Genomic DNA, 24331 nt, shown 5'->3' on the forward strand with positions numbered 1-24331 from the left:
TGAAACGAGCGAGGTGATGAAATGAAAACAGAAGATAGGCTCGGATTACTATTATGGTTTCGTTTATCACGTTTTTATAACAAAAGTATTCGTGAGACGAATCAGCATTTGAAAGAATGGAATGTATCTGCCGCTCAGTTTGATGTACTAGCTCAAGTTGGAGGGCATGATCGTTTGACGCAGCAAGAGCTTGGAAATAAGCTATTTGTTACGAAGGGAAATATCACGCAGCTTTTAAATAAAATGGAGCAGCTCGAGTGGATTCGTCGTGAACAAGAAGGTACTACAAAATATATTTCGTTAACAGAAAAGGGAAGAGCTTTATATGAGGAAATCGTCCCGCCTCAAGAAACATTCCAAGCGGAGCAGTTTCAAAATTTAAATGTAGAAGAACAACATCAATTATTACAATTACTAAAAAAGTTACAGTGAGAAAAATTTTAAAATAAATCTTGAATTCGAGATAATATGAGGTGAAGGATATGTTTAGAAAAGTTGATCATAAAAATATGGGAAGAGCAAATCACGGTTGGCTAAATACACATTTTCATTTTTCATTTGCGAATTATTATAATCCTAATAACATGAACTTCGGTGCATTACGTGTTATTAATGATGACTTAGTAGCACCACAAACTGGTTTTGATATGCATCCCCACCGCGATATGGAAATCATTTCGTACGTTGTAGATGGTGCTTTAACACATGAAGATAGCATGGGGAACCGCGGAACAATTGAGCGAGGACATGTTCAATATATGAGTGCTGGCACAGGTGTATTTCATAGTGAGCATAATTTAGGAAATGAAACACTACGTTTATTACAAATTTGGATTTTACCAGATCGTGCGGATCATAAACCAAACTATGGTGAGTTTACATTTGATTGGAGCAAGCGTGAAAACGAATGGTTTCATATGGTATCGCCAATAGACGGCGGGGCACCAATTCAAATTCACCAAGATGCGAATTTATATGCTTTATCGTTAGATGCTGGAAAAGAAATTCGTTTTCCTGTGAAAGAAGGCCGTCAATTATATCTTGTACAAATTGAAGGAAGTAGTGTAATAAATGGTGAGACACTTGTTATGCGTGATGCAGCAGAAGCGGTGGAAGAAGATATTCATATTGAAGCGAAAGAGCAATCTCATTATTTAGCAATTGAATTGAAAAAACAATAAAATGTTTGAAAAGAGGACATCCGATAGATGTCCTCTTTTTTGAGTGGAATTGTCAGAAAAAACTTTCTCAATTTTTCAGTAAAGGTATCACCTTGAAAAACAAGAATTGTATAAAAGTGTCAAAAATCTTTATGGGAATGGGGAATGTTATAGTGAAAAAGAAAGTCATTTCATCAGCATTAGCGTTAACTGTTATCGCCGGGGGATTTGGAACATTTGGAGCAACGACAACGAAAGCGGAAGAGCAAAAAATTCAATACCATCAAGAATTTAAAACGCCTGCATACATAGGTGAAGAATGGAAAGCACCGGAAGGACTAGATAAAAAAGAGACGGTCTTTCAATATTTAGAGAGTAAGAAAGATATGTTCAAATTAGCAGGAAATATTGATAAACATTTCAATGTCGTTGGGGAAGAAAAAGATGCTGAATCTGGCACAACACACGTGAAGCTAGTTGAGAAACATAATAACATCCCTGTGTATGGTTCAGATCAAACTGTTACACTAGATAAAGAAAATAATGTAAAAGCATTCTTCGGACAAGTGATTCCGAATTTAGAGGATAAAAATATCCCTGCGTTTGCAAATATTAGCGCAGAGCAAGCAGAAACAATTGCAAAGGCAGATATTGAAAAAGAAGTTGGTAAAGTAAAAAGTTATGACGGTGTGAAAAAAGATTTATTTGTGTATGAAAAAGATGGAAATTACTATCTTGCATATTTAGTGAAAGCGTCGATTTCAAAGCCAGCTCCAGGATATTGGCATTATTTTGTTGATGCGACAAATGGAAATGTGATTGAGAAATATAATGCTGTAGATAACATTACTGGATTTGGTTACGGTGTATTAGGTGCTAGACAATCATTTGAAATTGCTCAAGATACGAAAACAGGACAATTCAACTTGTTTGATGGTAAACGAGGACAAGGTATTCATACATTTGATGCAGAAAATATGGATGAAAACTTGTTTAATTTATTCTCACAATGGCTTGGATATACAGGAGAAGAAGTTGAAAGTAAATCTAAGTTCTTCGAAGATAAAGCTGCAGTTGATGCGCATGTAAATGCAGGAAAAGTATATGATTACTACAAAAAGACATTTAATCGTAACTCTTTCGATGATAAAGGCGCGAAGCTTATTTCGACTGTTCACGTTGGAGAAAGCTGGAATAACGCAGCTTGGAATGGTGTACAAATGATGTATGGTGATGGCGATGGAAAAACATTCATTCCATTATCTGCTGGACTAGATGTTATCGGTCACGAATTAACACACGCTGTAACTGAACATACAGCAAATCTTGTTTATAAAAATGAATCAGGTGCGTTAAATGAATCATTATCTGATATTATGGGTGTCATGGTTGAGAAGAAGAGCTGGGATTTAGGTGCTGATATTTATACACCTGATAAACCTGGTGATGCACTTCGATCTCTGAAGGACCCAGCATCTATTCCAAATCCATTAAAACCAGGTGAAGGTTACCCAGATCATTACAATAAGCGCTACACTGGAACAGCTGATAATGGCGGTGTTCATATTAACAGCAGTATTAACAATAAAGCTGCATACTTAGTATCTGAAGGCGGCGAGCATTACGGTGTGAAAGTAACAGGAGTAGGCCGTGAAGCGACAGAAAAAATTTATTACCGTGCTCTTACGAAATATTTAACTGCAAACTCTGACTTTAAGATGATGCGTCAAGCGGCACTTCAGTCAGCTGAAGATTTATATGGTAAAAACTCTAAAGCTGTACAAGCTGTAACGAAAGCTTACGACGCAGTAGGCGTAAAATAATAAGAGAAAAAGACCTGACTAAGATGTCAGGTCTTTCTTTATCCCGCTTTAATGGGCAGTAAGACCCCACCTCAAAATTCAGCGAAAGCAAAGAATTTAGATGGGGGGCGGGCTGCCTATAAAAGCCCGATTGGTTCAACTAATAATCAGTGGGGGATGAAGTCCCCCCACTGATTAAAGTTTCACTTTATTTAGTCGCGAATACCTAATGCGATTTTCGCCATACGTGACATGCGTTCTTTAGACCATGGTGGATTCCAAACGACATTTACTTCTATTTCATTGACTTCAGGTACGTTCGTTGATAATACTTTTTTTACATCTGATACAATTTGCCCAGCCATTGGACAACCGATAGAAGTCATCGTCATCGTAATGACAGCATTATTATTTTCATCTGCTGTAACGTCATAAACTAATCCAAGATTAATGATATCAACACCTAGTTCTGGATCAATAACAGCTTCTAAATTCGCATATAATTTATTTTCAAATGCTTCTTGTGACATAAGTAGCACCCCCTGCATTTTAATGATATCGATTCTCATTATAACGGAAATATGTATAATATGCAGGAAATGAGCTCAAAAAAATATCCCTTTTGGAAGAGGGATATTTTTTAAAGGCTATTCAGTTTTGAAGTGTGATACGAGTTGATCTAATTCTTCAACTGTTTGCTTCATTTGTTTAGCTGTTTGTGTCATCTCATTCATCGTAATGACTTTTTGCTCAGCAGATTGTGCTGTTGCCGCTGTTTCACTAGATACTTCAGTCGAAATAGAAGCGATGTTATTCAGTGAAGCGTTCATTTCTTCAGCACTTGCAGCCATTTCTTCAGCAGTTGCTGAGATGTCTTGCATTTGAGTAGATACTTTATTTACTTGCTCCACAATCGTTGTGAAAGAATTACCAGCTTCACGAATAACATGAATGCCTTCAAATGCTTCCGAACGACCTTGTGACATCATAGAGCTCGCAGTTTCAGTGTCTTGTTGAATTTGATGTAGTAATTGGTTAATATCTGTTGCCGCAGTTTTAGATTGTTCAGCAAGTTTTCGAACTTCGTCAGCTACGACAGCGAAACCTTTTCCTTGTTCGCCAGCACGAGCTGCTTCGATAGATGCATTTAAAGCAAGTAAGTTTGTTTGTTCCGCGATATTAGAAATAGATTGTACAGCTGTATCAATATATTTCGTGTGGGTGATTAGACGTTCGACCACTTCTGACGTAGCATTTACAGCGTCATGTATCGTTGTCATTTGTGAAACGGATTTTTGAATAACCGAACTTCCGTCGTTAGCTTGTTCAGATGTAGCTACAGCAAGTTCAGTTACAGATGAAGCAGATTCAGCAATTCGCTGAACACTTACTGCCATATCGTCCATTGCAGTTGAGCTTTCTTCCATGCTAGAGGCTTGCGATTGAATACTTTCATTTAAGTTGGACATCGAGCTTTGAACTTTTATTGTTGCCTCGCGTGATATATTCGTCTTTTCTAGCATATTTTCAGAAGCGCTTTGTACTTCTACAGATGTTTTTTGAACACGATTAATGATATGTTGTAGGTTTTCTAACATTTTATTAAATGATGTTGCGATCGTACCAATTTCATCATTACTATTTACTTGTAGACGGGCTGTTAAATCACCTTCTTGAGATGATAATTCCTTTAGTTTACTATCAATTTGTTGAATTGGTTTTACAAGTTTACCAGAGAACCACCATGCAAGAATAATAGCTACGATAATACAAATAACAAGTGATAAGAAGACAACATATTCAATTTGTAGTGAAGATTGATCAATTTTTTTGATAGATTGATCACGTAATTTAGCTTGTTCATTACTATAATTTGTGAAGTCACCAATTACTTTATAAACGGTACCATTTTCTGCATAAGCTACTTGTAAAGCCTCTTCCCACTTTTGTTCTTTTGCAAGAGGGAAAACTTTTTCTTCAATAAATTTTCTCCAAGTGGATCCTGATTCCATTGTATTTTTCATGGACTCAGAAACATTTGGATTAGAAAGAAGCTTATCTTTTGTATTCTCAAGCTCTTTACTCATCGAATTAAACTTATCAAATTCAACTTGATCATGCTGTAATAAATACCCTCTTAAAGCAGAGAGCTGTACTTGATAAGCATCCCCGCGCTCTTTTAATTGTGTTGCAAGGGGAGAAATTTCTTTTTGTAATGCTTCAGCTTGACGAGATTGATCAATAGCAAAAAATAAAATAAAAGCTAAGGCGATGCCAAATAAAGCGCAAATCGTTCCCATCATGAACATTAGTTTTTTTCGAATGCTAATAAAACTCATATGATAAAAGCCTCCTTTGTGAAATCATAGTATTAGAATTAATTAATGTAAAAAATTGAAAGAAAGCTTTACCCCATTTGGAATAAAGCTTTCTTCTTTCCTTTAGGAATTATAGCAGACGTAATGAGAGATAGAAAGAGATATTTTAATAGTTTGGAGCTCCTAGAAATATAAATGAAAGTTTCGCTTTAAATGTTTGTTTTGAAATGAGAAACGAGAACTTCAAGTTCTTGTACGGTCGTTTTCATTTCAGACGCTTTTTTAGCAACGACACTCATTTTGTTTACTTGGTCACCAGCTGAAGTTGCTGTTTGTGATGTTTCGGCGGCAACTTCATTTGAAATAGAAGCAATGTTATTTAAAGCTGCATTCATTTCTTCAGAACTTGCGGCCATTTCTTCAGCAGTTGCAGACATTTCTTGTATTTGTGTAGAGACTTTGTTAATGTGGTTAACAATTTCTGAGAATGAAGATCCAGCGGTACGAATGACTGTAATTCCTTCAGAAGCCTCTGATTGGCCTTGCTCCATCATTTCATTTGCTATTTTTGTATCTGCTTGAATTTGATGAAGTAAATGATTAATATCAGTTGCTGCTAATTGAGACTGTTCAGCAAGTTTTCGCACTTCATCGGCAACAACAGCGAATCCTTTCCCATGTTCGCCAGCACGGGCTGCTTCAATTGAAGCATTTAAAGCAAGTAAATTCGTTTGTTCCGCTATATTAGAAATAGATTGAAGTGCAGTATCAATATGATTGGTGTGCGTAATGAGTCGCTCTACTACTTGTGATGTAGCATTAACAGCATCGTTAATGGTATGCATCTGTGTAATAGATTTCTCAATGACTTTATTCCCACTATCTGCTTTTTCTGAAGTTGTAACAGCTAGGCTAGCAACAGAAGAGGCAGATTCTGCAATACGCTGAACACTCGTTGCCATATCGTCCATTGCAGTTGAACTTTCTTCTATGCTGGAAACCTGTGAACGAATATTATGTTCAAGAGCATTCATAGTTTCCTCGGTTTTTGCTGTGTTTTCCATAGAAGCAGTTGTTTCAATAAACACATTTTCAGACGCTTCTTTTACACTTGTGGATGTTTGTTGCACTTGTTGTATGATACGTTGTAAGTTAGCGAGCATTTGATTAAAGGAATTGGCGATATCACCGATTTCATCTTTACTCGTTACGTGCAATCTAGCTGTTAAATCGCCATCTTGAGAAGCTAATTCTTTTAATTTCTCATCAATTTGTCGTATCGGTTTAACGAGTTTACCAGAGAACCACCATGCTAATAAAATCGCCGTTATTGTACATGTAATGAGGGAGAAGAAAATAATATATTGAATAAGAGATGAAGAAGACTCTACGTCAGCAATTAATGCGTCACGTTTATCATTTTCTTCATTTGTATATTTAGTAAAACGACTTAAAAGGTCGTTTACATAATCGGTTTGAGCCAAAGCGATTTTGGATGCTTCGTCCCATTTTCCTTCGCGAGCGAGAGGAAGGACTTCATTATCTATAACGCTTCGCCATTTTGCCCCCATTAAAATCGCTTCTTTCATTCCTTCTGGAAGCTTTTTATCACTTGTTACTTTTTCTCTAGTATCAGCTAGTTTTTTTCCTTCTCGGTTGAATTTATCCAATCCTTTTTGATCATGTGATAGTAAATATTCTTGTAAGCCAGCAACTTGTGCTTGGAACCAATCGCCACGTTCTTTTAAAATTGTTGCTCTTTTTGATACATCATTTTTTAAGGTTTCGACTTCATTTGCTTGATTCATGGCGAATGAAAGAATAACAATAAGAGCAATGCTAAATAAGGAACAAATGCTTAAGAGTGTGAAGAGTAGTTTTTTTCGAATACTAACATATTTCATCGTTACCCCTACCTTTTAAAAACTATTTATTATAATTTATAAATATTTATACAGAATTAATAAAAACATTATTATGAAGTTATTAATCTGTTCAATGAAAATTATAGCAGATAATGGAAGATAGCAAATCAGTATGAGTAAATGTTCTTAAAATGTATACATTTGTATATCAAAAAATTCATAAATAAAAATTAGAAATCCTATTGTAATTTGAAATAACATCATGTATACTTCTAATTAGTTGATAACGATTATCAGTATCAACTATAAACATTACTCTTCGTTATGTTGGTCATACCCCTTTTTGACGACGTAAGTCAGAGACGAAATGTTGAAATATCTTGTGTCCTATTCTACAGAATTATGGTAATCTCCAACCTCAACTTATATGCGTGAGCATGCAAAAAGGATCCTATCCGTGAAGGGATCCTTTTTTGCATGCTGTCGCAATTAATGTATATAAACCAGGCACACGCTCTTCCATTCCTTCCGGTGCAGTAGGAGGGAAGACCCATCTTTGATGAGACCCGTGTTCTTCAACTAGTTTTTCAATTTTAAAATGTGCTTCTGCAAGTGTTGTAATAATTTCTCCTAGCGTCCAGCGACGGATGGTTGTTTTAGGTAACGATTCTTTCTGCGCTTCTGTAAGAAGAATGCTATAAGCAACATCATCTTCCATTAATTCTTCATCAAAATAATTTCCATTAGCTCGAAATGATGGGTGGTCGCTCCCTAATAATTTTGTGTAAACAGGATGATAGTCACGAAGGATAAGCATTCCATTTCCTTTCAGTAAGGTAGCAATTTTTTGAAAGAGCGGTTTTAAATCTAGAAAGTAATGGAGTACACCAAGTTCCAGCAATACGATATCAAATGATTCGGAGAGCGGTGCATGTAATACATCAGAAACGACATACTGGATAGAGACCCCAGCTGCTTCTGCAAGTTCATTTGCATATTTTGCATTACTGGCTGAAATATCAACAACTGTTACGTCAGCTCCTAAAAGAGCGAGAGCAACGGCTTTATTGCCTTTTGAACCGAGTAAATTAATAATACGTTTTCCTTTTGGAGATTGTATATAAGGTAAATAGTGATCTACTTCGCGCATGGGATCCTCTATAAGCTTTTTCGCATAATCAGCTGGCGCCCCATGGCGATTCGTCCAAGCTTCATACGCAGCTGCATTCCAGCTTTTTTCATTACGCGCGCTTAGTTGTTTTTGATTCAATCGTATCACTCCTTTTGTGAACGTATAGTTATTCTATGAGAAGGTGGGATTTCCTCTTCTTTCTGAATAAAAGTTTGATTTTTCTGTGATTAAGTCGTAAAATACATTGCCCAATAGAATCGATAGTGTGCAGCCGCTATTTGAACGAATTGATGTAAAACAAATTGAGTGTGAGATAGAAAAGCTATTTAGTGCGTTAAAGTGAGATAGAGAAAAAGACCTTTCAAATATATGAAAGGTCTTTTGTTAGGCAGTAGGATTCTCTTTCTTATCCTTTAAGAAGAAAAGAACAGCAAGGATTACGAGAATAATAGCTGCAATATCATATGTTATTTTGAATGTAGTATTAAAGTTTAAGTACTCTACTAAAGGAGTTTTGACTGCCCCAGCATATATACAGATGGGAATGAGGAGCAAATCGTAAAATTTCTTTTCTTTCATATATCTTATTAGGAAGAAGATACACATAATAGCAAAAAAGGCTACGCTTAAAATAGTCATTTATACCTCCAAATAGATTTGAAATTATACCACATTGTAACTGTATTTACATTTATATGCAAGTCTCTATTCTCACGCACTATGCACGCTACTACGTTTTTTTTCTCTCCTAGCCGTAAGGAGCTGAGGAGTAAAAATCCCAAGTAGTATAAAGATAATCCCGATCCACTGCATGAAGGTTACGACTTCATGTACAAGTGTAATAGAAGCGATAATGGCTGTTGGTAATTCAGCTGCTCCTAGTATTGTACCAAGTCCTGTTCCAACTTTCGGTACGCCAATTGAAAAACAAATGACAGGTACGACAACGCCGAACAATCCGAGGAAGAAGGCGTATTTCCAGAGACCAGCTTGTAAGGTACCGTCTGTTAAAAAGGTTGGCGGGAAGAATAAGCATACGATAAGAGTAGCGCTTGTTGTCATAAGGAAGCTTTTCGTATAAGCTGGAACTTCTGTAGCAACGCGCCCACTTGCAAATACATAGAATGAAAAAGAGACAGCGGCCAATAGGCCAAAGATAATACCTTTTGTGGAAAAGTTTTGTCCGAGACCTTCAAAGACACCGCCTGCAAACAATGTTCCAGCAAATAAAATAAGGATAGATATAACTTTCTCACGGCTTGGAAATGTACGGTTTGCAATTGCCTCAATGACTACACCAATCCATGTGAACTGGAAAAGCAGGACGACAGCGATAGATGCTGGTAGTTCTTCTACAGAAATAGCATAGAAGATACCGGTCATACTCATTGTCGTTCCAACTGTTAGCAAGGAAAAGAATTGCTTTTTTGTTACTTTATGACGTGAAACGAAAAGAACGAGCAGAAGAAGTCCAATCCATCCGAAGACATATTGTCCTCCTAATAGTTGATGTGCTGAAAATCCATCAATGAATCCGAGTTTAAAAATAGTTGAAAGTACGCCGTAGCTACAAGCTCCGAATAAAACGAGTAATGAATACTTAAATTTCTCCATGAAAATCCTCCTTTTACATAATAAAAAACGCCCGCTATCCAAATAAGGATAACGGGCGAACGAAACAGAGTCATATACTCTACAAAATTCCGCCACTCATACGAAGTATGAATTTGGGGTATGAAATTGTAGTAGGTTTTTTACATTGCTTTTGGGAATACAATAGAACATTTTACACCTTGAGGTGTGTTTTGTATACCGTAAGGAAATTGATGTTTATCTAGTATTTGTTTTACAATGTATAACCCAAGACCACTACCTTGTACTAAGCCATGTTTGTCAGGGTTTGCGCGATAGAACGGTTCAAATAAATGGGCAAGTTTATCTTCATCTATTTGTGAACCTGTATTTAATACTTCTAATGCGTAACCGTTGGGCTTTTCATAAAGCTTTATATAGACATGCTGATGGTCAATTGTATAATGAATTGCATTTGAAATAATGTTAAAAATGGCAGTTTGAATAAATTTAGGATCAGCTAAAACTTGTACATCTTGTTTAATATTAGATTGAACATTTAATTGCTTTACAGATACGAAATAATCTACTTTCTTCATAACATCCTCAATAATATTAGTTAATGAGATAACTTTTAAATCTGGTTTAAATTGAGGGTTTTGTATTTTGGATAATTCCGACATTTTTTCCGTTAATATGTTAATATCTTGCATCATTTCATAGGAGCGTTTTAAATATTTATCTCTATCTTTATAAGCTCCAATCCCGTGAATCATGCCATCTAGTTGCCCCATAACGGCTGCGATTGGTGTTTTTAATTCATGGGAAACCATAGACATAAATTCTTTACGAGATTGTTCTAATTGCTGCTCCTTTTTGAGTTCATTTCTTAAATCTTGGTTGCTTGCATGTAAATTCTTCACTATATTTGGTACTTGTGAAGCAGCTACTTGTAAATTAAAATCTGTTTGATCAGTATTTTTGTTAAGTAGCTTTTTATCTGAGAAATCAAGATTCATAATATCTTTTAAAGCTTCACTCATATATTGAAAAGGTTTAGCAATTAGTTTTGCATAAATTAAAGATCCGAGCAGAGATAATGCAAGCATTGTTGCGCCAATATGTGGAGCTAATTGCTGCAGTACATCTGTTAATTTTGGATTATCTTGTGCATCATTTGTTTTACTTGCTGCATTTTGTTTATGTAAGGCATCATTATTAGTAGCGACTTGCTTTTCCATTTCTGTAAGTGGAGCAGAAGCGCTATTTTTCCCCGAAATATTTTGAGTATGTTCTTTTGCTTTTGCAGTTTGGCTAGGCTGCAAAAGGTGATTGATAGCTGTAGAGAGTGATTTATAATCTATAACCGAAGATTGAAAATTAAAAATGTCTCCCTGTGATCCAGCTTTATTTTGATTCGTTTTACTTTGGTCGTTTTGTTTATTTGAATTCGCTTGTTCTGTAGTTAGCGCTCCATTTTCTTTTGCAAAACGTTCTTTATCATAGTTTGAAGCTAGGAAGTAAATAATTTGATAAAGACAAAGTGATAAAAGAATACAAAATAATAAGGTTTTGATGAAAATATTTTTGGTGATGTTGTCTTTGCTACGATTCGATTTTGTAGCCAATGCCTTTCACCGTTTTAATATAAGGAATTCCTAATTTTTTTCGTAAGTTTTTAATATGTGTATCTATAACTCTTACATCACCATAATGTTCATAGCCCCATACCTTATTCAACAAATCACTTCTTGATAATACTTTTCCCCGATTTTGCAGTAAAGTATAAATAATTTCAAATTCTTTTGTTGTCAATTCAATTTGATTACCATGAACATAAGCGGCATATGCTGTAGAATTTAACATCAATTCATGGAATTGTAGTATAGTTGCAGCTTCGGCTTCCTTCGTTGCTGCCCTTCTTAATACAGCTTCTACACGTTTAATAAATACGGTGTAATGAAACGGTTTCGTAATATAGTCATCAATACCTAATTCAAATCCTTTAATTTCACTTTCTTCATTATGTAAGCCTGTTAACATAATGATTGGTACATCGGATTGTCCTCGCATAATTTTACAAATACTATAGCCATCTATATCTGGTAACATCACATCAAGGAGGACAAGGTCGTATGAATTTTTTTGGAAAAGAAGAATGCCTTCTGTTCCAGCGCCAACGACATCAACGGTAAAGTTTTGTGCCATTAGAAATTCACGAATGAGTTCTTGTATATCTGGGTTGTCTTCAATCACCAGTATATGCGTCATAGTAACACCTCCTAAATAACGCTTTTTACTGCAATATTCGAATTCATCATTTTTTCGATGACTCAGATTGTTTATACATATAATAAGCCCCCGCCATAAAATAATCATGAAAGTAGCAAGGGGAGTTGTTTAGTGAAACTGAATATTTAAGAATTACAGTAATTCTATTATAGTATGTATTGTAAAATTTATAAAATATTATAACTGTATAATTTTAATATCCATGTTTATCAATGTTTTGATGTTGTTTAACGAAACCTATTCTTATTATATATGTAAATACAGTTGTTTTGCTACTGTAAATGAAGAAATAAAATAAGCCAAGACATAAAATTCTTGGCTACACGTAAATCGTGTTGATAGGTTATTTTACAGTGACAGTAGCCTGCTGGGGAATACGCTCAAATAACCAGTGTATATCATTGTTATACATACGAATACAACCTAGTGTTGTCCATTTACCGATTGCCTGATTATTGTTCGTACCATGAATCGCATAAGTTGTTCCGTAAGTTCCTGCCATGTTTAGTCCGAGCCAACGATCACCAAGTGGATTACGTGGATCTCCGCCTTTAATTTTGCCTGTATAATAAGGACGATTTTTAATTTTATTTACGATTTGGAAAGTGCCTTTAGGTGTAGGAGTAGTTGCTTTACCAGTAGCGACAGTAAAACTTTTTATGAATGTTCCATTTTGATAATAATCCATTTTATTTAACTGCGTGTTTACAATTAGTTGAGCGTTCGTTGTAGCTGCCTCAGCATTTGTGAATGGGATAGTTAAAAATCCTAATGATAATAGTGCGCTTAATAATAGTTTTTTCATTATATTCTCCTTTTTGCTATTGTGATAGTCTTACATACAATGAATTTGCAAACCTCTTAATACTTTATTTACATTTTCATCTAATGTTTCAAAGAAGGTAGTAATCTTTGGATTCTGTTTGTTGTTTTTATCAATGAGCAATCTTTCGTTTAATAAAAGTTCACCGTGTAGTCCAAAACTTTGCACTTGAATATTTAGTTCATCTTCAGTTTCAGAAATAACTGGTAAGAAGTAGTGGAAAGCTTTCGTTGGAATGATGTAACTTTTGCCAATCATGCTTTCTTGATTTGAATTAATCCATTTTTTCGTAACGATTTTAATGTTCTTTTTTGAAACGATAAAAGACAGTGTTGTAGATTTTGTTAAACTTACGTCAAATTCATTTGTTTCACATATGTGTAAATTAAAAACGGTTTCATTTTGATGAGATTCAACATTTGTATTAATAAAATCGTGCATTTTATAAGCTTCCATTTCTTATTCACCCTTTTTTCAATTTCGAAAAATGACTTATATTTATTCAATTTAATGCTTAGTCATATATTGGTTAAATTTTTCAACAAATTCCGATATAATCTTACAATACGTATATGAAGCTAATATGAAGTTAGTATGAGTTTGTGATGGTTTTTTATTGAGAACAAAATAAGATGGTTGTTAAGTGTTAAAAAATGGATAAAAAATGCATATTAAGTCCGTGTTTCACTCGGTATATATTTGTTAATTTGTTTTTAAATGAACGTACATAGAAGTAAATAAAGAACGGGAAATTTTAGTGTGATCCTTACAAAAATGTAATAAAAATGTAAGCTATTGTGATAGTTATTTCGACAATTTTTTTATACAATAATAGTAAGAAGTTGTACGTGATGGAAAGGAGAGATGACATGGAATGGATTCATGAATTATTTCAGCAATACGGGTACTATGTTGTACTTGTTGGTTTGCTGTTAGAATATATTGCACTTCCGTTTCCGGGAGAGCCAACGTTAGCATATGCGGGATTTTTAGCACATAAAGGTGATTTAAGTTTACCGATTTTAATTATCCTATCCTTTATTGGGACAAGTGTAGGAATGACAATCCAATACTTTTTAGGAAATAAATTAGGAATGCCCTTTGTTCAAAAGTATGGGAAATACGTATTTTTAACACAGAGAAAAATCGACTTAACAAGAACGTGGTTTGATAAGTATGGATACTTCCTAATTTTTATCGGTTTCTTTATTCCTGGTGTACGTCATTTTACAGGATATTTTGCAGGAATTATTAACTTACCGTTCCGCCGTTTTGCGATTACAATATACTCAGGTGCTCTATTTTGGGTATCATTCTTCTTAATTGGTGGTTACTGGTTAGGTGGAAACTTACATGATATTTTTGGAGCGCTAGAAGGTCACATCGGTAAAATCATTTTTGGAGTGATTGTGATTGTAGCAATTACGTTAGGAGTTCGTTTCCGTAAACAGTTAAAACGAGCATTATTACAAAACGCAAGTTAATATGGAATCCATTCTATGTCAAAAATTAGGAAGGCAGTGCAAATGCACTGCCTTTTTTATTTTCCAATCTATTTTAATAAGTTTTTGTTTACCTGTTTAAAACTTCATAGATTATCTTGTCAATTATTAACGTCAAAATGACAATTATAATTGACAAAAATAAGGATATTATTTACAATTTTAATTAAATAAATGAAAAAGAGGGAAGACATGAAGCTTCAAAATCGAGTGAGAGAATTGCGAGCAAAGCATCGTTTATCACAAGGGGATTTAGGGAAAGCGATTGGATCATCACGGCAAACGATTAGTTTAATTGAGCGTGGTGATTATGCACCATCTATTGTATTGTCATTAAAAATCGCACAAATTTTCAATGTACCGGTGGAGGAAATATTCACGTTAGTGGAGGGGGAAGAGGATGATGAAGAGTAAAGTAAAGGGGAAAATGGCGGCTATATTGAAGTTGTTAGTAGGAGCGGTATGCGGCGGGTTTATAGGATATATAGTAGGAGATATTGCAACAGAGGGAACTAGTAAAATATCTCCTGTTATTAGCATTGGCATGATGAGTTTATTTGGCGTAATAGCTATATATTATATTTGGAAGCGTACAAGAGCGCTCGCACAGACGAAAGATGAAGAAGAAAATGTTAAGGGACGAAGATTAGGGATAGCGCTTATTTATTTTCGAGTAATGGAAATTGTTATTCCATCATGGTTTATGTGCTCAGTTATTGCTTTTTATAGAACGTATACAAGTGAGGGGAACTTGCTCTTTGTTAGTGTAAGTATTGTTGTATCTACAGTGTGCTTTATTGCTATAACTTGGTTAGGATCTGTAATGAGAAAAAGGTATAACGCTCTATATCCAGATCAGAGTGTAACATATTCTCAGTCAATGGAAATGTGGGCGAAAAACGCAGATGAAGGCCAAAAACAAATTGTTCATGAAGCGGGATATAAAGCATATCGCTATACAAATATGACACTTGCCTGTGTGTGGTTAGTGGCGAGTGTGTATGCACTTTTAGATGGGAAAGATTATTTTATGGTCATTATGATTTCGTTCGTTTGGGTTTTACATGTTGGAACATATATGTACGAAATGCATAGAAAAATGATTTATTAAGGGGAGAAAAAGGTGGATATTTTAAGAAGGCCAGCTGGTTCACTGACAGTAGCACTAATTCTGTCCATTTTATACGGAGTAATCCGAACAGGAAAATTAGAAGTAATGTTGAATATATGGACAATATTTGGAATTGCATTATTAGTGTTAGCCATTCATGAGCTAGGACACGTAGTATTCGGTTTAATAGGTGGTTTGAATTTTAAATTTATGACAGTAGGGCCGATTACTTTTCAAAAAGAGAAGGGGAAAGTACGTATTCGAGAAAATAAATTGTGGATGTACTTTGGAGGCGTCGTAAGGTTAGTGCCGCCCTCTATAGAGACACCGAACCTTTCAAAAAAATGGGCATGGATGACTTTAGGTGGACCAATGACAAGTTTACTATTTGGTATTACTTTCGGTTACATATATATGGTGAGTTATTATCAATATCTTTTATATTTTTCCTTTTTCCATTTTGCAATCTTTGCGGTTACAATTGTGCCGATAAAAGGAACGCTTATGAGTGATGGTATGCAATTTCTTATTTTAATTAAAGGTGATGCAAGAGCTGAGCGACATTTACATAACATTCAAGTATCAAGTGAGTTATTTAGTTATAAGAGGCCGAAAGATTGGAATGAGAGATTAGTAGAACAGAGTGAAGATAAACTAAAAGAAAATAAAAGTATAAGAGAGATTATGAGCGGACTTATGCTCGTCTTCCTTGCTCGTTCGGATCAAAATGGAATGGAACAAGCGATACCGTATGTAGAACAAATCGTGAAACTCCCTGTAACGAAAGAAAATAAATTTTTCGTTAGTAGTTTTCATAGTTGGTATCTTTTATATAAAGCTCTTTATGAGATGGATCGTCTTTCTCTGCAAGAAGCGAAGGAACATGGGAAGGTGGTTACAAAAATAGACTTACACGGGTATTATCGCACACAAGCGATTGTTACATATGTAGAGAATGATCTAGAAGCTTCACGTATGTATATGAAGAAAGCCGATAAAGAATTACAGAATGCTGAAAAGAATGAGCTGGGATATTTACAATTAGAGAGAGAATGGTTTGAGCAGTTGAAAGAGAGGGTATCTTACGATGGGTGAGGTATCCTCTTTTTTCTATGTCGTCTTATGCCGTTCCATAAAAAGTTTGAGGCGAGTAAAATAAGATAAGAAGAGCAAAGCTTGGAGGAATTCTAGATGGAAATTTTAACGATTATTTTAATCGTCTTGCTCATTTATGCTGTTTTCAAAGTAGCGTATGTAGCATTAAAGATACTCGCGATCCTATTAGTTATCTTTTTAATCGTAGAGTTCGGCAGTAAATTGCTTGGGGGATAGGGTATGTTGTATGCTTTGAGTGTCGAAGGGTGTCGGTAAGTCGATATCCTGTGTCAAATCGTCGATAAAATGAAAAAATCGTCGATATATTTGAAAAATCGTTGATATATTTTAGTGAATACTAAGTGGGTATGTGGAAAAGAAGTTGCCGTGAAGGTAGCTTCTTTTTATTTGTTTATAAATTGTTTATTTTTACCTTCTATTCTTATAGTAAGGAGGCGATAGGGATGAAAAAATCGGTTTTAGAAGTGAGAGATGTGACGAAAAAAATGAAGGGAAGAACGTTGTTAAGCCACATGTCTTTTTCTGTTTATAAAAATGAAATTTGTGGTTTTGTTGGGCCAAATGGTTCAGGGAAGACAACCCTTATTCGAACAATTATGGGGTTAATTCGACCAAACGAAGGGGAAATTTTAATTAATGGAATTAGCGTACAAAAAAATCGAAAAGAGGCTCTTCAGCATGTAGGCGCAATTGTAGAAGCTCCAATTTTCTTTCCTTATATGTCAGGACGAAAAAATTTACGGAATTTAGGTAGGATTACGTTACGTACTGGTGGAGAAGCTCTTGAAAAAAAAGTTCAGCAAGTATTAGAAATCGTCGGTTTAGAAAAACGTGCGGACGATAAAGTTGGTACATATTCGTTAGGGATGAAGCAGCGTTTAGGGATTGCACAGGCCTTGCTTGGGGATCCAGATTTTATTATTTTGGATGAACCGTCTAATGGATTAGATCCAGTTGGAATTAAGCAACTTCGTAAAATTGTACTCGACTTACAGCGTGATAAGGGAATAACTTTTTTCATTTCTAGTCATTTAATTCGCGAATTGGAGCTTATGTGTGATTCATGGGTCATGATTCGTGAAGGATCATTAATATGGCGGGGAACAACGGAAGAGTTACAAGGTAGGAATAAAGAATTAGAAGATATTTTCGTGGAGATGATGAGTTCATGATGAGGTTAGTACGCTCGGAATGGGAGCGGCTTTGGGCGAAGAAAGTAACATGGCTTTGTTTTTTGATGATACCGGTGATGTTACTTGGGGCTGCGAAGTACTATTTGAAACATAATCAAGAAGTAGAAAGAATCGCTGTTGATTATACATATGCGAATTCATTCCCAATACTTGCATTATCTGAAATGCTTATGAGTATATGTAATCTCGTTTTACTTGTTTTGATTGTTCTTGTGTTTGCTCAAGAGTATCATAGTGGTCAAATTCGGATGGTAATCCAAAGATCATATACGTATTCGGAAGTTCTTGTTGCGAAAATAATTACGATATTGGCAGTAAGTTTGCTATTTATGGGTGCCTATTTTATTTGTAGCTATTGTATTGGCTATATTTTCTTTGAGCATGAATCAAGTATTCTTTTGTTTTATTTTACGGAAAAAATGAATGCACTTGATGTTTTCTTATACTGTATTTCTTATTACGGAATTGCGTATCTTACTTTAATAGCGATGGCCAGCATATTAATTATGCTGGCGGTTATAAGTAAATCGACAACAAGTGCAACACTTCTTGGTATGGGATTCATTATATTTTCTTTTGGATATCCAGCGATGGCGCTAGTGGTAGGAAAATCACCGGCATTTCTTTATATTAATTATTCTTCTTTAATTAAATTGCAACATGAAGGAATTGCTATATCTTTATCTGGTAGTTCAAGAATGATTTTTTTTGGCTCTGTAATTTTACTTATATACATTGTTGTTTGTAATACTGTAACAGTTTATTGGATAGGAAAAAAAGATAATTTTGTGTGAGGTGTGAATAATGAGACAAATACTTATAAGTGAATTTGAACGGATTTTTAATAGAAAAAAGACGAAAGCATTACTAGTTATTTTTGGGCTACTACTTATTTTGCATAGCGTATGGGTTCACACTTTTGGAGTTGCTATTTATGATACAAAAGGGACAGAAGCAATCTTAAGTAATTTAAATTTTCCTGTCGCAGTTACAAGAGAATGGTATTTTACTTTATTCTTATTAATTTTTCCGATCTTATTTATTGATAGTTTTAATAGTGAAATTTCATCTGGTGCGTATCGGCTTGTTATGATTCGTCCCGTAGGTAGATGGGAATTATTATTGGCGAAATGGATTACTCAAATGAGTATTGTAAGTTTGTTTTTGTTAATGGCATTCATTGAGAGTTATATATATGGGACGTTTTTTATAAGGCATGCAGAAGAGACATTCTTTTTAGATAAACAAGCCATTTATGGAACGGGTGCCTCTATTTTATACACTATGAAATATTATTTAATATTATGGTTTATCGCAAGTGCTTTAATCATGTTGAGTAGCTTTGTAAGCCTTTGGTTTCAAAACTCTATTATTACATATTTTGTGATAGTAGGTTTACTAGTAGCTTGTTTGTATGTGAGTGAAGACATAAGTTATTTTGTAATTGGAAGTGAATCAATTCTAAGAATATTAAGTGAGGGGAAAGTAACATTTTACCTAATAAATGGTACAATTTTAGGAGGATGTGCAATAGCCGCTATGTTTAGTTGGTGTAAAAAAGATGTATTTAATTAGGAGGGACTTACCATGACGGACAAAATACTACTTGTAGACGATGAACCGGATATCCTTACATTTATTGAAGATAGTCTTGTCATGGAAGGATATGAAGTAAGAAGTGCATTAAACGGTGAAGAGGCTTTGAAAAAATTAGATAGTAGCGTGGATCTTATTATATTAGATGTTATGTTGCCAGATATGAATGGATTTACAGTGTGCGAGAAGATTAGAGAGTCTTATGCATGCCCAATCCTATTTTTAAGTGCCGATAGTAGTGAACGATCTCGTATAGAAGGGTTATTGATTGGTGGAGACGATTATATTAGTAAGCCCTTTAGTTTAAAAGAGTTGAAAGCGAGAATTATTGCCAATTTGCGCCGTAAAACAAATTTAAGCATGATGGATCAAAAGGAATTTCTACGCTATGGAAGTATATTAATAGATTTACAAAACTATGAAATAATGGCTGGAAAAGAAAAAATTCACTTTACAAAAAAGGAGTATGAAGTAGTGAAAATGTTAGCACTTCATGCCGGCCAAGTTTTGACAAAAGAGCAGCTATTTGAAAAGATTTGGGGATATGATAGTGAAAGTGATGTCTCTACTATAGTTGAGCATATAAAGAAAATTAGAACAAAGCTTAGTGTATATGACAGAGAAAATACATATATTCAAACGGTATGGGGAATCGGGTATAAGTGGAGTGTACAAAATTGATGCAAAGGTTGCGGATTAAACAACAGCTAGTAATTGGCTTCTTAATAGTTTTAATTGGTAGTTTAATACTAACGGTTTTAACGGCGGCTAGTGGTTGGTATTGGCTAACGAAGAATGGGAAAGTATTTCCTGCAAATTATTATGAGCAGAAAATTCCTACGATAAAAGAATACGTAAATGGTAAAGGCGCGCTATTGTTAAACGAGAAAGAGCGAAATGAATTAGAGAAAATTGTCCCTAGGGAGGGCATTCAATATCAAATTGTGAATAGGCAAGGAAATATTTCCTACGGTACATATACAACAAAATTGATCACAAATGAGAGACCGATTTTGAGTGTTATTAATACGAATATTTATGGAGAAGAAGATGATAATGAAGTTACAACATATCTGCCTTTAGTAGATAAGGATGGAGATTTGCAGGGAGCGATAGGGCTTAATTATCATTTGACAATGTCTACTGCTTCGGCAGTTGATTCCTGTTTTATAATTTTATTTTTAGCTTCGCCCTTTATATACATTACAATTTTATCCTATATCGTTTCAAACCGAATGGGAAAAAGAATAAAGAAACCACTTGCTGAACTATCAGAGGCTTCAAAAAGAATTCAAGAGCAGGATTTAAATTTTCATCTAGAATATAGCGGGCAAAATGAGATTGGTGAATTAGTCGGTTCGTTTGAAAATATGCGCGCAGCATTAGCTACTAGTTTGTCACGACAATGGGAGTTAGAAGAAGAGAGAAGAGAATATATTAGAGCTATTTCTCACGATTTGAAGACACCATTAACGATTGTACAAGGTCATACAGAAGGTTTGCAGAGTGGTTTATGGAAAAATGAAGACTTGTTACATAGGTATTTACAAACGATCGAACGAAATACAAACAGAATGACAAAACTTCTTGAAGAGTTCCAAACAGTAAATGAGTTAGAAAGTTTCTCGTTTCAATTACGCTTAAATAAAGTACATATAAACCCATTCTTTCTAAAAAAACTAGAGGAATATGAATGCATAGCCAGGAAAAAAGAAATTGAGTGGGACGTCACCTTTGAAAATAATGAGGATGTACAGAGTTCAGTATTTGACCAAGAGCGAATTAGTCAAGTCATGGATAATATCGTAATGAATGCAGTTCGATTTACCCCGGTGTCAGGGAAGGTGCTCGTTAAAGTATGTATTTGGCATGACACAATAGAGTTCCATGTATATGATTCAGGACCTGGTTTTCAAGAAGGAGATTTGAAAAAAGTATTGCAACGTTTTTATCAAGGAGATCAGTCACGCTCAGGAAGCAAGGAACATTTTGGACTCGGGTTATATATTGCTAAGACAATTGTTGAGAAGCATGGTGGTAAAATTCAGGTAGAGAATAGCAAGGTGCGAGGTGGGGCACATGTTTCGTTTCGGGTTCCGGGCGGGGGTATGTGAAAAAGAAGTTGCCGTGAAGGTAGCTTCTTTTTCTTGTGGTGATAGGGTATGTCGTCCGCTTTGAGTGTCGAAGGATATCGGTAAGTCAATATCCTATGTCGAAACGTCGATAAAATGAAAAAATCGCTGATATAAGTGAAGAAATCGCAGATATATTTGGAGAATCGTTGGTATATTTCGGTGAATACCAACCGGGGTATGCAAACTGATTTGAAAAAGCTGGAAGAACATCTTCCAGCTTACGAGTTACTTTCAATTTGGCGACCGTTTTCTTCTTCATTGTCTTGTAATAGGTTGAATACGTCTGCTAGGCAGAATGCAATGAACCAAGTCCATAGACCGTGGAAGAAAGCTGAGCTTAATTGAAGTGGTAATGTATAGTTAGTCATTGAGTAGGAAATACATCCGCCAACGATTCCGATCATTGTTAGTAGCATTGTTTTTTGCGCATTTTCTTCTGGATTGAAGAGGAAGAAAATGTATCCGCCTAAAATTGAAGCGCTTACAAGTGTTTCGATTCCATTAAAAATGATATTCTCTCCAAGCTGAGTGTTTGTCCAGAAGCAGATTGTTCCGCCGATAATAGCAAACAGGACAGCTATTGTATATCGTATATATTGATTCATATGTTCATCTCCTTATGTAATAAGATGATTTGGAAGTCAAAAAGGTAGGTATAGTATATTGAAGTGAGTTTTAGTTGTACGTATCTTTTTATAAAAAAGATCATTGAAGAGTGATCGGTTTTTTAAACCGTTACGTGTATGGTGTCTGAAATATACCCGACTGCTCGTTTCTTTTTGCTTGTAAAATAAGAGAAACTTCCAAGTCTATATACTCTTTTTTTGTGAGTCTGTTTTCATTATAACACATTTAGAACCATAATGATAGAATTATCTGATTTTGTAATAAGTGTAAAAAATAAAAATCGCAAGGAAATACCATTAGCGGTGCAGTTTAGTGGAAGAAGGATTTTCATTTACTATGATGAAATATGTAATTAAGGTGGGATATAAGAAGGGGAATTAAATACTATAAAAATGTTTTGTAGCATAAAGGAAAGAGAGGGGAACTAGCTTGGAAATCACAACAGAAAGATTAATAATTAGACCTTTTAAGAGGACTGATTTACAGAATGTATTTGCTATTTATAATAATGATGATACATGTAAGTTTCTATTACATAATAAGTGGACTCATGAAGACATGCAGGAGAGATTTAATAAGAAGCTAGCAAACAATGTACTTACTAAAGAATCAGTATTAAGTTTGGCGGTTATATACAAAACTAAAGTAGTTGGTGATTTATCCGTATGGTACACAAATATGAAAGATACTGTTGAGATTGGTTATAGTTTTTCAAGTGAAGTAGCTGGGAGAGGTTTGGCAACAGAAGCAGTAAGTAGTTTGGTATTTAAATTATTTAATGAATGTAATGTACATCGTATACAAGCTAATCTTGATGCACGTAATACAGCTTCACAAAAATTGTGTGAACGAATAGGCATGAGAAAGGAAGCACATTTCATGCAAGACTTTTGGAATAAAGATGAATGGACAGATAGTATTGTATATGGAATGCTATCCACTGATTTGTCATAATAAACGTAGTAATTTTATTATGCTAAAGGGTGCGTGAGTTGAATAACAAAGGGCATAACTAATATGTTATGCCCTTTCATGTATTACTCTTTTTTATATACGTTTGAAACGGCCGACAATTTCAACTGTTTCAGTAATATTCATAAATGCTTTGTTATCCACTTGACGGATAATACGTTTCATTTCGCCTAACTCATAGCGAGTCACGACAGTGTAAATCATTTTTTTCTTATGGTTTGTATAGCCGCCGACAGCATCTACCATTGTCACGCCACGTATGCCGTGATGTAGTAGGGCGCTTTTTATTTCCTCGCCTTTTTCTGTAATTGTCATTATCGTTAATTTAATATGTTTCGTATGCACAGCATCGATTACTTTGCTGACTACAAATCGACTGATTAACGTATAAAGTGTAATATCCCATCCGAAAATAAATCCTGCTACAACAAGTAAGATTAAGTTGAATCCGAAGATGATTGCTCCAATTGAAACATCGCGATATTTCGCTACAATCAATCCAACAACATCAAATCCACCTGTTGAAGAAGCAAATCGGAATATGATTCCTGAGGCTGCTCCGCAGATTACACCGCCGAATACAGAAGATAGTAAAATATCGTCTGAAACTTGGTGTACAGGGATAATGTTCATCGCTAACGATGATATAGCTACAAAGTACGCTGTTAAAAAGGTTGTCTTCTTGCCTAAGTAAAAGTGACTTAAAATAAGAAGAGGAATGTTTAGTAAAAAGATAAGTGCACCGATATTGTAGTGCATTAAATAACCGATAATCATCCCTACTCCAGCGAATCCACCGCTAATCATGTTATGCGGGATAAAGAACATATTCATAGAAATTGCATACAAAATAGAAGCTACGAAAATAACAACCAACTGTATGATAAATTCTAAGTGAAATGTTTTAGCTGCTGGGAAGGATAAAAAGGCGGTGTCGGGAACGTAATCGGCGTCTCCTAGTTGACCCATAGTATGTTTCATCTCCATATTCATTTTTGATTACAAGAAGAGAATAAAGGTTTTTTCAAAAACTGGCAATAGTTTTATTATAATGCAAAAATTTTATAAATTTCTAATAAATCAAGCCTATTCATTGATGTGTGTGAATATACTAA

At 34.9% G+C, this 24331-nt stretch carries 26 protein-coding genes; 14 read left to right on the forward strand and 12 right to left on the reverse strand.

What is annotated here, in order from left to right:
- Positions 1-21 precede the first annotated feature (21 nt).
- The 3 genes from ACZ76X_RS19540 to nprB all read left to right on the forward strand — a co-directional run bounded on the left by ACZ76X_RS19540 (position 22) and on the right by nprB (position 2983).
- Positions 22-432 (forward strand): MarR family winged helix-turn-helix transcriptional regulator, encoded by a 411-nt coding sequence (locus ACZ76X_RS19540; RefSeq protein ID WP_000845457.1) that lies wholly within the window; start codon positions 22-24, stop codon positions 430-432.
- A 50-nt stretch (positions 433-482) separates the two neighbouring features.
- On the forward strand, positions 483-1181 hold the full coding sequence (locus ACZ76X_RS19545; RefSeq protein ID WP_479851428.1) for a pirin family protein: 699 nt from the start codon (positions 483-485) through the stop codon (positions 1179-1181).
- 152 nt (positions 1182-1333) lie between these two features.
- Entirely contained in the window at positions 1334-2983 is a 1650-nt protein-coding gene (nprB, locus tag ACZ76X_RS19550; RefSeq protein WP_479851429.1) for a neutral protease NprB, read from the forward strand.
- A 191-nt stretch (positions 2984-3174) separates the two neighbouring features.
- Here the strand turns inward: nprB and ACZ76X_RS19555 are convergent, their stop codons facing one another.
- From ACZ76X_RS19555 to ACZ76X_RS19600, 10 genes are all read right to left on the reverse strand, one after another.
- Positions 3175-3492: a metal-sulfur cluster assembly factor gene (locus tag ACZ76X_RS19555; RefSeq protein WP_000076425.1), complete on the reverse strand. Its 318-nt coding sequence runs from the start codon at positions 3490-3492 to the stop codon at positions 3175-3177.
- 117 nt (positions 3493-3609) lie between these two features.
- The gene (locus ACZ76X_RS19560) at positions 3610-5301 is read right to left on the reverse strand and encodes a methyl-accepting chemotaxis protein (RefSeq protein WP_098254844.1); all 1692 of its coding nucleotides are present in this window, start codon (positions 5299-5301) and stop codon (positions 3610-3612) included.
- A 188-nt stretch (positions 5302-5489) separates the two neighbouring features.
- A complete protein-coding gene (locus tag ACZ76X_RS19565; protein WP_479851430.1) occupies positions 5490-7184 on the reverse strand; it encodes a methyl-accepting chemotaxis protein in 1695 nt (564 codons plus the stop codon).
- Positions 7185-7596: 412 nt separating this feature from the next.
- Complete coding sequence (locus ACZ76X_RS19570) at positions 7597-8415, reverse strand: class I SAM-dependent methyltransferase (RefSeq protein WP_479851431.1); 819 nt, start codon at positions 8413-8415, stop codon at positions 7597-7599.
- A gap of 246 nt (positions 8416-8661) precedes the next feature.
- Positions 8662-8916 carry a hypothetical protein gene (locus ACZ76X_RS19575; RefSeq protein WP_000154150.1) on the reverse strand — a complete coding sequence of 85 codons (255 nt, stop codon included), beginning with the start codon at positions 8914-8916 and terminating at the stop codon, positions 8662-8664.
- Positions 8917-8988: 72 nt separating this feature from the next.
- Complete coding sequence (locus tag ACZ76X_RS19580; protein WP_479851432.1) at positions 8989-9891, reverse strand: EamA family transporter; 903 nt, start codon at positions 9889-9891, stop codon at positions 8989-8991.
- A gap of 140 nt (positions 9892-10031) precedes the next feature.
- A complete protein-coding gene (locus ACZ76X_RS19585; protein WP_479851433.1) occupies positions 10032-11477 on the reverse strand; it encodes a sensor histidine kinase in 1446 nt (481 codons plus the stop codon).
- Positions 11455-12120 (reverse strand): response regulator transcription factor, encoded by a 666-nt coding sequence (locus ACZ76X_RS19590; RefSeq protein ID WP_000148833.1) that lies wholly within the window; start codon positions 12118-12120, stop codon positions 11455-11457. Before ACZ76X_RS19590 ends, ACZ76X_RS19585 begins: the two co-directional genes overlap by 23 nt.
- A gap of 364 nt (positions 12121-12484) precedes the next feature.
- Positions 12485-12946: a L,D-transpeptidase gene (locus tag ACZ76X_RS19595; protein WP_479851434.1), complete on the reverse strand. Its 462-nt coding sequence runs from the start codon at positions 12944-12946 to the stop codon at positions 12485-12487.
- A 30-nt stretch (positions 12947-12976) separates the two neighbouring features.
- The gene (locus ACZ76X_RS19600) at positions 12977-13420 is read right to left on the reverse strand and encodes a DUF3978 family protein (RefSeq protein WP_479851435.1); all 444 of its coding nucleotides are present in this window, start codon (positions 13418-13420) and stop codon (positions 12977-12979) included.
- A gap of 413 nt (positions 13421-13833) precedes the next feature.
- On the opposite strand from ACZ76X_RS19600, the gene ACZ76X_RS19605 reads away from it, so the two are divergent.
- From ACZ76X_RS19605 to ACZ76X_RS19650, 10 genes are all read left to right on the forward strand, one after another.
- Positions 13834-14448 carry a DedA family protein gene (locus tag ACZ76X_RS19605; protein WP_098671111.1) on the forward strand — a complete coding sequence of 205 codons (615 nt, stop codon included), beginning with the start codon at positions 13834-13836 and terminating at the stop codon, positions 14446-14448.
- Between the two features lie 210 nt (positions 14449-14658).
- Positions 14659-14880: a helix-turn-helix transcriptional regulator gene (locus ACZ76X_RS19610; RefSeq protein WP_000776168.1), complete on the forward strand. Its 222-nt coding sequence runs from the start codon at positions 14659-14661 to the stop codon at positions 14878-14880.
- The gene (locus ACZ76X_RS19615) at positions 14870-15577 is read left to right on the forward strand and encodes a DUF3169 family protein (RefSeq protein ID WP_479851436.1); all 708 of its coding nucleotides are present in this window, start codon (positions 14870-14872) and stop codon (positions 15575-15577) included. Before ACZ76X_RS19610 ends, ACZ76X_RS19615 begins: the two co-directional genes overlap by 11 nt.
- 12 nt (positions 15578-15589) lie before the next feature.
- Positions 15590-16672, forward strand: a complete 1083-nt coding sequence (locus tag ACZ76X_RS19620) for a M50 family metallopeptidase (protein ID WP_479851437.1) — start codon at positions 15590-15592, stop codon at positions 16670-16672.
- 96 nt (positions 16673-16768) lie between these two features.
- On the forward strand, positions 16769-16909 hold the full coding sequence (locus ACZ76X_RS19625) for a DUF3985 family protein (RefSeq protein WP_000404783.1): 141 nt from the start codon (positions 16769-16771) through the stop codon (positions 16907-16909).
- A gap of 227 nt (positions 16910-17136) precedes the next feature.
- Positions 17137-17865, forward strand: coding sequence for an ABC transporter ATP-binding protein (locus ACZ76X_RS19630; protein ID WP_479851438.1), 729 nt, complete (start codon positions 17137-17139; stop codon positions 17863-17865).
- Complete coding sequence (locus tag ACZ76X_RS19635) at positions 17862-18680, forward strand: ABC-2 transporter permease (RefSeq protein WP_479851439.1); 819 nt, start codon at positions 17862-17864, stop codon at positions 18678-18680. Before ACZ76X_RS19630 ends, ACZ76X_RS19635 begins: the two co-directional genes overlap by 4 nt.
- 10 nt (positions 18681-18690) lie before the next feature.
- Positions 18691-19461: an ABC transporter permease gene (locus tag ACZ76X_RS19640; RefSeq protein ID WP_479851440.1), complete on the forward strand. Its 771-nt coding sequence runs from the start codon at positions 18691-18693 to the stop codon at positions 19459-19461.
- Positions 19462-19473: 12 nt separating this feature from the next.
- Positions 19474-20163, forward strand: coding sequence for a response regulator transcription factor (locus tag ACZ76X_RS19645; RefSeq protein WP_479851441.1), 690 nt, complete (start codon positions 19474-19476; stop codon positions 20161-20163).
- On the forward strand, positions 20163-21596 hold the full coding sequence (locus tag ACZ76X_RS19650; protein ID WP_479851507.1) for a sensor histidine kinase: 1434 nt from the start codon (positions 20163-20165) through the stop codon (positions 21594-21596). The genes ACZ76X_RS19645 and ACZ76X_RS19650 overlap by 1 nt, the downstream gene beginning before the upstream one ends.
- A 239-nt stretch (positions 21597-21835) precedes the next feature.
- On the opposite strand, the gene ACZ76X_RS19655 is transcribed toward ACZ76X_RS19650, so the two are convergent.
- Positions 21836-22222, reverse strand: a complete 387-nt coding sequence (locus ACZ76X_RS19655; RefSeq protein ID WP_001077770.1) for a DUF3938 domain-containing protein — start codon at positions 22220-22222, stop codon at positions 21836-21838.
- Between the two features lie 451 nt (positions 22223-22673).
- On the opposite strand from ACZ76X_RS19655, the gene ACZ76X_RS19660 reads away from it, so the two are divergent.
- Positions 22674-23198: a GNAT family N-acetyltransferase gene (locus ACZ76X_RS19660; RefSeq protein WP_479851442.1), complete on the forward strand. Its 525-nt coding sequence runs from the start codon at positions 22674-22676 to the stop codon at positions 23196-23198.
- Positions 23199-23291: 93 nt separating this feature from the next.
- On the opposite strand, the gene ACZ76X_RS19665 is transcribed toward ACZ76X_RS19660, so the two are convergent.
- A complete protein-coding gene (locus ACZ76X_RS19665; RefSeq protein WP_001974449.1) occupies positions 23292-24185 on the reverse strand; it encodes a YitT family protein in 894 nt (297 codons plus the stop codon).
- Positions 24186-24331: the final 146 nt, after the last annotated feature.

It is taken from the genome of Bacillus sp. BC05(2025) (assembly GCF_056725905.1).